Annotated in this window: 9 protein-coding genes; 3 read left to right on the forward strand and 6 right to left on the reverse strand. The window is 72.3% G+C overall.

Going from position 1 to position 9,951, the window contains the following annotated elements; genetic code table 11:
* The first annotated feature begins 157 nt into the window (after nucleotides 1-157).
* The 3 genes from C1I98_RS45160 to C1I98_RS28800 all read left to right on the forward strand — a co-directional run bounded on the left by C1I98_RS45160 (nucleotide 158) and on the right by C1I98_RS28800 (nucleotide 2,087).
* A complete protein-coding gene (locus tag C1I98_RS45160; protein ID WP_267898083.1) occupies nucleotides 158-283 on the forward strand; it encodes a hypothetical protein in 126 nt (41 codons plus the stop codon).
* Nucleotides 280-933 carry a hypothetical protein gene (locus tag C1I98_RS28795; RefSeq protein WP_111170544.1) on the forward strand — a complete coding sequence of 218 codons (654 nt, stop codon included), beginning with the start codon at nucleotides 280-282 and terminating at the stop codon, nucleotides 931-933. The genes C1I98_RS45160 and C1I98_RS28795 overlap by 4 nt, the downstream gene beginning before the upstream one ends.
* Nucleotides 934-1,244: 311 nt before the next feature.
* Nucleotides 1,245-2,087, forward strand: coding sequence for a DUF1932 domain-containing protein (locus tag C1I98_RS28800; RefSeq protein WP_111170550.1), 843 nt, complete (start codon nucleotides 1,245-1,247; stop codon nucleotides 2,085-2,087).
* Here C1I98_RS28800 and C1I98_RS28805 read toward each other — a convergent pair.
* From C1I98_RS28805 to C1I98_RS28830, 6 genes are all read right to left on the reverse strand, one after another.
* Complete coding sequence (locus C1I98_RS28805; protein ID WP_111170545.1) at nucleotides 2,035-3,954, reverse strand: serine/threonine-protein kinase; 1,920 nt, start codon at nucleotides 3,952-3,954, stop codon at nucleotides 2,035-2,037. The genes C1I98_RS28800 and C1I98_RS28805 overlap by 53 nt on opposite strands.
* 121 nt (nucleotides 3,955-4,075) lie before the next feature.
* Nucleotides 4,076-4,918 carry a GNAT family N-acetyltransferase gene (locus tag C1I98_RS28810; RefSeq protein WP_111170546.1) on the reverse strand — a complete coding sequence of 281 codons (843 nt, stop codon included), beginning with the start codon at nucleotides 4,916-4,918 and terminating at the stop codon, nucleotides 4,076-4,078.
* 107 nt (nucleotides 4,919-5,025) lie between these two features.
* Nucleotides 5,026-6,768: an alpha/beta hydrolase gene (locus tag C1I98_RS28815; RefSeq protein WP_233508278.1), complete on the reverse strand. Its 1,743-nt coding sequence runs from the start codon at nucleotides 6,766-6,768 to the stop codon at nucleotides 5,026-5,028.
* Nucleotides 6,769-6,909: 141 nt separating this feature from the next.
* The gene (gene ispG / locus C1I98_RS28820; RefSeq protein WP_111170548.1) at nucleotides 6,910-8,076 is read right to left on the reverse strand and encodes a flavodoxin-dependent (E)-4-hydroxy-3-methylbut-2-enyl-diphosphate synthase; all 1,167 of its coding nucleotides are present in this window, start codon (nucleotides 8,074-8,076) and stop codon (nucleotides 6,910-6,912) included.
* 220 nt (nucleotides 8,077-8,296) lie between these two features.
* The gene (gene dxr, locus C1I98_RS28825) at nucleotides 8,297-9,478 is read right to left on the reverse strand and encodes a 1-deoxy-D-xylulose-5-phosphate reductoisomerase (protein WP_111170551.1); all 1,182 of its coding nucleotides are present in this window, start codon (nucleotides 9,476-9,478) and stop codon (nucleotides 8,297-8,299) included.
* 29 nt (nucleotides 9,479-9,507) lie between these two features.
* Nucleotides 9,508-9,738, reverse strand: a complete 231-nt coding sequence (locus C1I98_RS28830; protein ID WP_111170549.1) for a hypothetical protein — start codon at nucleotides 9,736-9,738, stop codon at nucleotides 9,508-9,510.
* Nucleotides 9,739-9,951 lie beyond the last annotated feature (213 nt).

Below are 9,951 nucleotides of genomic sequence, written 5' to 3' on the forward strand. Positions count from 1 at the left end.
AGGCCGCCACGCCCGCCCCTGACAAGGCCAAGGCCGCAAACCGCGCGATTCGCAGAGAAACACTCCCCCGACGCCGGGTTCCCAGCCGACGCGAACCGCCGGGCCTTCGCCACGCCATACCGTCACCCTAAGAAGCCGTCCTGCGAGGGAGAGCACGATGAGCGGCCCACGATGGGGCAAACACGAAGATCCCAACAGCGGCGACAAGGACCCGACGCCACAGCCGTACAACCCCGACCAGCGTCCCGAGCTGCCCGCGGACAAGCCGGACGACGCGAAGTGACCGGCACCGCCGGCCGTATCGAGCGGATGATCAGCGACATCACCGCCCTTGTCGGCGACATCCCCGGGCCGGTCAGGGCGGCGTTCCAGGCGATGCCACGCCACCTGTTCATCCCGCCGGTGGCCCTTGTGGACGAGGCTGGTATGACCGCGGGCATCGACCGTCACGCCGACCCCGCCGCCTGGATGAACGCGGTCTACTCCGACATGCCGATCGTGACCCAACTCGCCGACGGCGCGGTCCCCATGATGATGCGCTCCCAGCGCCCGGCCACCACCCCCGACGACCGGCGCGGCGAACACACCACGACCGTCGATCCCCGGACGATCGCCGCCGCCCCCGCCGGCGCGAACCTCGCCATGGCCGCCATCACCGGCCTGGGCTGCTACTCCTACCGCGAGGACGACACCTGTCGGGTCGTGGTCACGGATCCGCCGACCGGCAATTGGTCGGTCGCCACCTGGCGGCCCGGCCGCGACGAGTACACCGTGCGGCAGGCGGGCGGCCGTCCACTGTGGGAGGAAGCCGTGGACGCCTATTTCCGCTGGATGAGCTGGGGCGAGCCCGGCCGCGACCGGTTCGGCATGACGGTCACCCCGAAAGGACAACAAGTGTGGCTGGACACACCCGAGCGGCCTGTCACACCATGACTCACCGCACCGCCGCCCAGAAGGCGTGGCCCGGCTCTGGCCGGAACGAAGTTCCGGTGCCGTAGGAGCCGCGCCTCTCCATGTGGATCGCGGTTGGTCCGAACCGGTCGAGCAAACCGCTGAACTCGTCGCACGTTTTCGCACGTTACGGCAGGCAGCACTAGGGATGCCTACGGTGAACGCGCCGAAGAAAGGCCAGGCCGGGCGGAGGCGATCAGGGGGAGGCGATGGCGTCGTGGGGGGAGGTAAGCGTGGCCGACACGCCACCGCGCTCAAGGCCATGAACCCCCGGATGCGGGAGAATCGGTGTGGTGAAGACCGTATTGGTGCTGCACCCGGGCCAGATGGGAGCCGCGATCGGCGCGCAGGCGCGCCGTGGCGGCGTGCGCGTGCTGTGGTGTCCCGGCGATCGAGGCCGGGCGACCGCCCGGCGTGCCGCGGAGGCGGGCTTCGAGCCCGCGCCCGACCTGGGGCAGGCGGTGGCGGCGGCCGATGTCGTCATGTCGATCGTGCCGCCGGCCGCGGCGGAGGAGACCGCGGAGCGGGTCGCGGCCGCGGGCGTCCCCCGGATCTACCTGGAGGCGAACGCGATCAGTCCGCGGCGCGCCGAGCGGATCGCCGCGCTGTTTCCGCGGCAGGGCTTCGTGGACGGCTGCGTCATCGGCCCGCCGCCGGGCGACCGCGTCAGCGTGCGGCTCTACCTGTCGGGCCCGCAGGCCACCGTCGAGGCCATCGGCGGCCTCTTCCACCAGAGCGCCGTTGAGACCGTCGCGCTGGGCGAGACGGTCGGCGGCGCGTCGGCGCTGAAGATGGCCTACGGCTCCTACCAGAAGACGAGCCGCGCGCTCGCCGCGGTTTCGCACGCCCTCGCCGCCCATCACGGGGTGGAGCGCGAGCTGCTGGCCGAGGCCGAACGGATGGCGCCCTCCGCCCTGGCCGAGCCCGGGCACCTGCCGGGTGTCGCCTCCCGGGCCTGGCGGTGGGCGCCGGAGATGGCCGAGGTCGCCCATGCCTTGCGCGCGGCGAACCTCCCCGCGGATCTCGCGCTGGCCGCCGAGGAGATACTCCACCGCTGGGACCCTGACAAGGACGCCACCGACCTCACCCTCGACGAGGTACTGAGCCACCTCCGCGACCCGTCCGGGGAGGACTGACGGCGGTGGCGGGCTCGAAGACGTCCGGTTGATCGGTCGGGTCCCGGTCGTCGCCGCGCGGGTCGGGGCCGGGGTCTTCGGAGGGGTCGTCGGCGCCCTCGACGCCCACGGTGATGGTGATCTTCGCGCCCGGGGCGGCGCACGAGCCGGGCGGAAGGCTCTGCGCGAGTACCTTGCCCACCTGGTCCGCGGAGTCGGTGACCCGGGTCCGCCGGTCCACGGTGAAGCCCAGCGCCGAAAGGGCGGTACCGGCGTTCGCCTCCGGCATGCCGACCACACCCGGCACCTCCTTACCGCGCCGGGAGACCACCAGCGACACCGCCGTGCCGCCCGCCACCCTGGCGCCCGCGGCCGGACGGCTCGCGATGACCTGGCCGCCCGGGAGTTCGGAGCAGGCCCGGCTCACCTTGCCCGCCGCCAGCCCGGCGGCCGACAGCGCCGACTCGGCGGCGGCCCGGCGCAGGCCCGCGACGGCGGGCACCTCGATCCCCGCCGACACGCGCAGCCGTACCTTGGACCCCTTGCGCACCGACGTGCCCGCCGCCGGGGTCGCGGACAGCACGCGGCCGATCCTCTCCGGGGAGTCGGCCTCGGTGATCTCGCCGGGCCGCAGCCCGGCCCGGCGGATCGAGCGGACCGCCGCCGCCCGGTCCAGCCCGGCCACCTCAGGGACCACGACCGTGACCGCCACGGGCGCGGTGGACGCCGCCGCGGGCGGTGCGACCTTGTCGGTCACGGTCGTGGGGGCGTCGGTGGCGGGCTTGTCCGCCTTCCGCGGGGTGACGCCGAGGGTGCCGGTCGTGGCCGGGGACGGCCCGGATCGGGCGCCCCCCTGGGTGAACAGCGCGGGTACCAGCACCACCGCGAGCACGATCGCGCTCACCAGGATCGCGCCGAAGGCCGCCACCGACATCCTGGCGACGGCTCTGCGCGACCTTCCATCTGAAGGATCACCGCCTTCAGCCCCTACCGGGCCGGTGTGCTCGATGTCCTCCTCCGGGCGCTCGGGCGCGACGCCCGCCGCGGCCGCCCCCAGGTAGTACGAGCCAGAGCCGGAGGGCGCCTCCCCCAGCAGCGCGAGCACCAGTTCCCGGCTGGCCGGCCGGTTGCGCGGCGTCTTGTCCAGGCACTGTTCCACCAGGCCGCGCAGACGCCCGGGGATGCGCCCGGTCTCCGGATGCGCGGTGAGGATCCGGTGCAGCACCGCCGCCACCGAGTCCTGCCCGAACGGCGCCTGCCCGGTCGCGGCGAAGCAGATCGTCGCCCCCCAGGCGAACACGTCCACCGCCGGGGTCAGGTCCTCCGCGCCGATCTGCTCGGGCGACATGTACGCGGGAGTGCCCATGCCGCGCCCGCTGAGGGTCGCCGCGGCATCGAGGGCCCGGGCGAGGCCGAAGTCGATCACGCGCGGCCCGTCCGGGCCGAGCAGCACGTTCTGGGGCTTGAAGTCGCGGTGCACGATTCCGGCCCGGTGGATCGCGGCGAGCGCGGTCGCCGTACCGACCGCCAGACGCTCCAGCGCCCCGCCCGTACGCGGCCCGGCCAAGACGACCTCGCGTTGCAGGGACGGCCCGTCCACGTACTCGCTGACGATGAACGGACGCCCCGCCTCGACCCCCGCGTCGATCACCTGCGCGGTGCAGAATCTGGCGACCTGCTTGGCCAGCTCGGCCTCGCGCAGGAACGCAGCCTCCTCATCGCCGACCGGCGCGTACAGCAGCTTGACGGCATAGCGCTCGGCGTCGCCGTCCGCGGGACGGGTGGCGAGGAACACCACGCCCTGGCCGCCCTCACCAAGGCGCCCGGACAGCTCGTAGTCGCCCAGTCTCAGCGGGTCCCCCGTCCTGAGCGGCTGCGCCTGCGGCACCGGCAGCCTCCCCTCGCCGCCCCCCCAATGGTCGCCCCTCTACTCAAGGGGGTGGACCAGCCGCCGTCAACGGCCATCACCTGCATGTATCCACCAGGCGAGACCGAAAGGCGGCAAGGGATCAGAAGAGCACCGACATGAAGGTGCCGACCTCGGTGAATCCCACCTTGCGGTACACCGCCCTGGCCGGATGGTTGAAGTCGTTGACGTAGAGCGTGACGACCGGCGCGAAGTATCTCAGCGCCTGGTCCACCACCGCGGCCATCCCGGCCACCGCGTGCCCTTGGCCGCGCCGCTCGGGGTGCACCCACACCCCCTGGATCTGGCACGCCTGCGGGGTCACCGCCCCGATCTCCGCCTTGAACACCACCTGCCGGCCGTCCAGCCGGGCGTAGGAGCGGCCGATCCGGATCAGCTCGGCCACCCGGGTGCGGTACAGGGCGCCGCCGTCGCCGGTGTCCGGGGAGACGCCGACCTCCTCGGTGAACATCGCCACGCACGCGGGCAGCAGCGCGTCGAACTCGTCCGGCCGCACCCGGCGCACCAACGGGTCGGGGGCGGCCAGCGGGGCCGAGGCGATCCGCATAACCGGCTGCTGCCGGCGGATCGCGCGGGCCGGCCCCCAGTACGGTTGCAGGATCTCCCACATCGGCTCGACCGCCTGCACCGGGCCGACGATCGACGAGCAGCGCCTGCCCTGCCTGCGGGCGCGCTCGGCGAAGGCCTGTACGGCCTCCAGGCCCGCGTTGACGGGCACCAGGTTGGCGCCGGCGTAGCACAGTGAGGTCAGCCCGCCGCGCGGGCCGAATCCCCACATCTGCCCGCCGAGCCTGGCCGAGTTCAGGCCCACCGAGCGCACCCTGGAGGCGACGAAGACGTTGGCGACAGGATCGAGGTCGAGAAGGGCCAGCACTTCTTCACGATCGTTGTCGTCGAGCACGCGCGACGCCGATGTTCGCAGCATCACGCGCCAAGCGTACGCGACCTCCCCGAATTTGGCAGGAACCGACGCAGACCCCCAGATCGATGCCGCCCTCTCGCGACCCTTCCGGTCGCCTGAAACATCCTGGGTCAGCCCGCCGCGGAAGTGGGCGCGGGAGCGGCGTTCGCGGGGCATCTGGCGTCGGGCCCCGCGCCCCTGCGGGCGGGCAGGGTGCCTTCTCTCAGGTAGGCGACCAGGTGCCGATCGACGCAGGCGTTTCCGGCGAGTCCGGCGCCGTGGTTGCCGCCGCCCTCCACGACCATGCTGGCCGTGCCGAGCGCGCGGCGCAGGCGCAGCGCCCCCGCGTACGGCGTGGCGGCGTCGTGCCGGGTCTGGAGCATCAGGATCGGCGGCAGCGCCCCGCTGGACCTGACCCGCACGGGGCCCGCGGCGGGCACCGCCCAGGACGCGCACGGCGCGTTGTACCAGGTGTTCGGCCAGGCCAGGAAGGGCGCCTTGGCATGGATCTCGGTGGTGTCGGCGCGCCAGGCGCTCCACTCGCGGGGCCAGGCCGCGTCGCGGCACTGCACGCTCAGGTAGACCGCGTAGTTGTTCTCGGCGGCGGCGTCGTTCTCGCCGTGCCGGTGGTAGGCGTCGATCAGGCCCTTGGTGCCGCCCTTGCGGACGTACGCGGAGAACGCGTCGGCGAGCGTCGGCCACACCCGGTCGGAGTAGCCGGCCACGGTGTAGATGTCGTCCAGCTCGCTCGGGCCGACCAGCCCACCCGCCGGGCGACCGCGCAGCCGGTCGCGCATGGAGTACCAGGCGAAGCGGACGTCGGCCGCCTTCGCGCCGAGCCGGTAGACCCGGTTGTGCCGGGCGACCCAGGCCAGGAAGTCGCGGTGGCGCTGGTCGAAGGCGTAGTTCTGGGCGAGGTTGGCCTTGTACCAGACGCCTTGGGGATCGACCGAGCTGTCCAGCACCAGCCGTCTGATCCTCGCCGGGTAGAGGGTGGCGTAGACGGCCCCGAGGTAGGTGCCGTAGGAGTAGCCGAGGTAGCTGATCTTCTCCTCGGCGAGCGCCACCCTGATCGCCTCGATGTCGCGGGCGGAGTTCTCTGTGGTCATGTGCGGCAGCATCCACGACCAGCGGTTGCCGCACGCCGTGGCGTACTCCCTGGCCTGGGCGAGCAGCCGCTGCTCCTGGGCCGCGCCGCGCGGAACGTGGTCAAGGCGCGGCGGCGCGTAGTAGGTCTTGGCGTCCACGCAGGTGAGCGCGGGCTTGCTGGCCCCGACGCCGCGCGGGTCGAACCCGATCACATCGAACCGGGCGGAGATCGCGGCGGGCAGCCCCGCCGCGACGTGCCTGGCCAGGTCGCGCCCGGACGCCCCGGGCCCGCCCGGGTTGACCAGCAGTGCGCCCAGGTGGTTGTGGTCGCGCGAGGCGGTGCCCTTCACCCGGTTGAGCGCCAGCTCGACGGTCTGGCCGTACGGCTCGCGGTGGTCGAGCGGCACCCGCAGGGTCGCGCACTCCACCTTCTGTTCCGGAGCCGCCCGCACGCCGGCGGCGGCCAGGCCAGCGGGGGCGGCCAGGCCGGGGAAGGCGGAGTGGCCGGGAAGCCGCGCGGCGGTGTGCCGCTTGGCCGGCTCCGGGCAGGGCCGCCAGACGAGGGTGGACGGCTTCGGGGCGCCCTTGCCCACCGGAACCCGCGCCGGCCAGATCGGATCGTCCGGCCCGGCGGAGGAGCCGGAGCCCGGCAGCCCGACCGGCCCGGCCCGCCCGTCGTCCACGCCCGTGGGATCGCCGTCGGCGCCGGCCGCTCCGCCGGGCACGCCTCCCATCCCCAAGGTAAGTACCGCAACGCCCGCGACAACTCCGACGACGCGCTTCACTCGACAGCTCTCCTCTGTTCATGCGACAGAGGAGATGTTCCCCTAGGTCACCGTGCGCTCACATGGAGTCATGCCCGATGATTGCCAACCTGTAAACGATCCATTGCTCTGCGTGCGGTGGCGGGAACGCCCCAGGAATCATCAGTGGACGGTGACCTCGGGGCCGGCGGCGGACTCGTCGTCGAGATCGACGTCGACGCCCATCTCCTCGGCCAGCCGCAGGGCCTCCTCGATCAGGGTCTCCACGATCTGCGACTCCGGCACGGTCTTGATGACCTCGCCCTTGACGAAGATCTGGCCCTTGCCGTTGCCGGAGGCCACCCCGAGGTCGGCCTCGCGCGCCTCCCCCGGGCCGTTGACGACGCAGCCCATCACGGCGACCCGGAGCGGGACCTTGAGCCCGTCGAGCCCGGCGTGCACCTGGTCGGCCAGGGTGTAGACGTCCACCTGGGCGCGCCCGCAGGACGGGCAGGAGACGATCTCCAGGCCGCGCTCGCGCAGGTTGAGCGACTCCAGGATGCCGATGCCGACCTTGACCTCCTCCACCGGCGGGGCCGACAGCGACACCCGGATGGTGTCGCCGATGCCCTCGGCGAGCAGCGCGCCGAAGGCGACCGCCGACTTGATCGTGCCCTGGAAGGCCGGGCCCGCCTCGGTGACGCCGAGGTGCAGCGGGTAGTCGCACTTCTCGGCGAGTTGCCGGTACGCCTGGATCATCACGACGGGGTCATGGTGCTTGACGGAGATCTTGATGTCCCGGAAGCCGTGCTCCTCGAACAGCGAGCACTCCCACAGCGCGGACTCCACCAGCGCCTCGGGGGTGGCCTTGCCGTACTTCTGCATCAGGCGCGGGTCGAGGGAACCGGCGTTGACGCCGATGCGGATCGGCACGCCGTGGTCGGCGGCGGCCCTGGCGATCTCGCCGACCTTGTCGTCGAACTTCTTGATGTTGCCCGGGTTGACGCGTACCGCGGCGCACCCCGCCTCGATCGCGGCGAACACGTACTTGGGCTGGAAGTGGATGTCGGCGATCACCGGGATCTGCGACTTCCTGGCGATGGTCGGCAGCGCGTCCGCGTCGTCCTGGGAGGGCACGGCCACCCGCACGATCTGGCACCCGGAGGCGGTCAGCTCCGCGATCTGCTGCAAGGTGGCGTTGACGTCGGCGGTCACGGTCGTCGTCATGGACTGGACCGAAACGGGGGCGTCGCCGCCCACCGGGACCGGTCCGACCATGATCTGTCGTGATTTCCTGCGCTCGGCGATGGGCCGGGTGCGCACGGAGGGGATCCCAAGATCAATAGACATCTCAGCACCTTGACTGGTTAGCGTCGCAACGGGCCCTGGCAGCCGCATTCGTATGCCAACAGTCTAGGTAGTCCCGTGAACGCACGGCCCGCGAAGGTAACAACCGTCACTGTGACGTAGATTGCCGTTCATCCCCTAATCGCCATATCGGGCCGTCCGATTTACTAACACGTGATGTGATACGTCACTTCAGACGGCTCCGACATCATCCGCCTTGTGCTCAGCGACCGGCCAGCTCACCGGCCCGGACACGAGCCCAGGCGTCGGCCGCGAGCACCTCCTCGACCGTGCCCGCCTGGGTCACACCGTGCTCGGAGACCACCTTGGCCACGGTGTCCACGATGCCGAGGAACGGCAGGCGTCCCTGCACGAACGCCTCCAGACACACTTCGTTGGCCGCGTTGTAAACGGCCGGCGCGGTACCGCCCTGAGTGCCGACGTGCCGGGCCAGCGCCACCGAGGGGAACGCCTCCTCGTCCAGCGGCTCGAACGTCCAGGACTGGGCGACGTCCCAGGCCACCGTGGGCGCGGCGTCGGGCACCCGCTCGGGCCAGCCGAGGGCCAGCGCGATCGGCAGCCGCATGTCCGGCGGGCTGGCCTGGGCGACCACCGCGCCGTCCACGAACTCCACCATCGAGTGGATCACCGACTGCGGGTGGACGACGACCGTGATCCGGTCGAAGCCGATGTCGAACAGCAGATTGGCCTCGATGACCTCAAGGCCCTTGTTGACCAGGGTGGCCGAGTTGATCGTGATGACCGGGCCCATCGACCAGGTGGGGTGCGCCAGCGCCTGCTCCGGCGTGACGCCGGCCAGTTCCGCGCGCCTTCGGCCGCGGAACGGCCCGCCGCTCGCGGTGACGATCAGCCTGCGCACGGCCCGGGCGTCCTCTCCGCCGGGCGTGGCCGCCCACAGGCACTGCGCCAGCGCCGAGTGCTCGGAGTCGACCGGGATCAGCGCGCCCGGCTTGGCCAGCCGCTTCACCAGGGCGCCGCCCATGATCAGCGACTCCTTGTTGGCCAGCGCCAGCACCCGCCCGGCCTCCAGCGCGGCCAGCGTCGAGGTGAGCCCGAGCGCCCCGGTGATGCCGTTGAGCACCACGTCGCACGGCCGGGCGGCGACCTCGGCCACGCCCTGTTCCCCGGCCAGGACGGTGGGCGAGACGCCGTGCGCGGCCAGCGCCTCGCGCAGCTCGGGCACCGCGCCCTCGTCGGCGACGGCCACCACCGCCGCCCCGGTGCGCGCCGCCTGCTCGGCGAGCAGGCCGACCCTGCCGCCGCCGGCGGCCAGCCCGGCCACCGTGAACCTCCCCGGGTTGCGGTGGATCACATCGAGGGCCTGGGTGCCGATCGACCCGGTCGATCCCAGCACGGAGACGGAACGCGTGGTGTCTGACTGCACCACCCCATTGTCCCTGTCCCGGCGGGCCGTCACGACGAGTTGATCCTTGTCGCCGCGACGAACACGGCGATGCCGAACAGGGCGAGGGTGAGGTTCGCGTACAACTCGTACCCGGTCAGAAAGCCCAGGCGCGGGATGACCAGGCGGTTGACGGCGTTCAGGAAGATCCCCATGATCGGCTGTACGGCGAGGTGGTCGATGGCCCCGCTGATCCCCTGCAGGGCCAGCACCACCCCCACGACCTGGAAGGCTTTGCGCATACCGGACACGCTAGGGACATGGCCGGGGCGCGCGGATCGGCCGTCGGGCCCGGGGCCGGTGACCCTCGGAGCCGTCCGCCGGGGCGGCGTGCGACCAAAGTACCGAACCCGCCGACTTCGGTACCGAACCCCCGGCCGGCCGTCCACCGCCCGCCCGACCTGCGCATAGGCTCCGATCAGGATGAACGCCTCCGCGACCGGTGCCCTCGGCCC

It is taken from the genome of Spongiactinospora gelatinilytica (assembly GCF_003236385.1).
Classification (GTDB): Bacteria; Actinomycetota; Actinomycetes; order Streptosporangiales; family Streptosporangiaceae; genus Spongiactinospora; species Spongiactinospora gelatinilytica.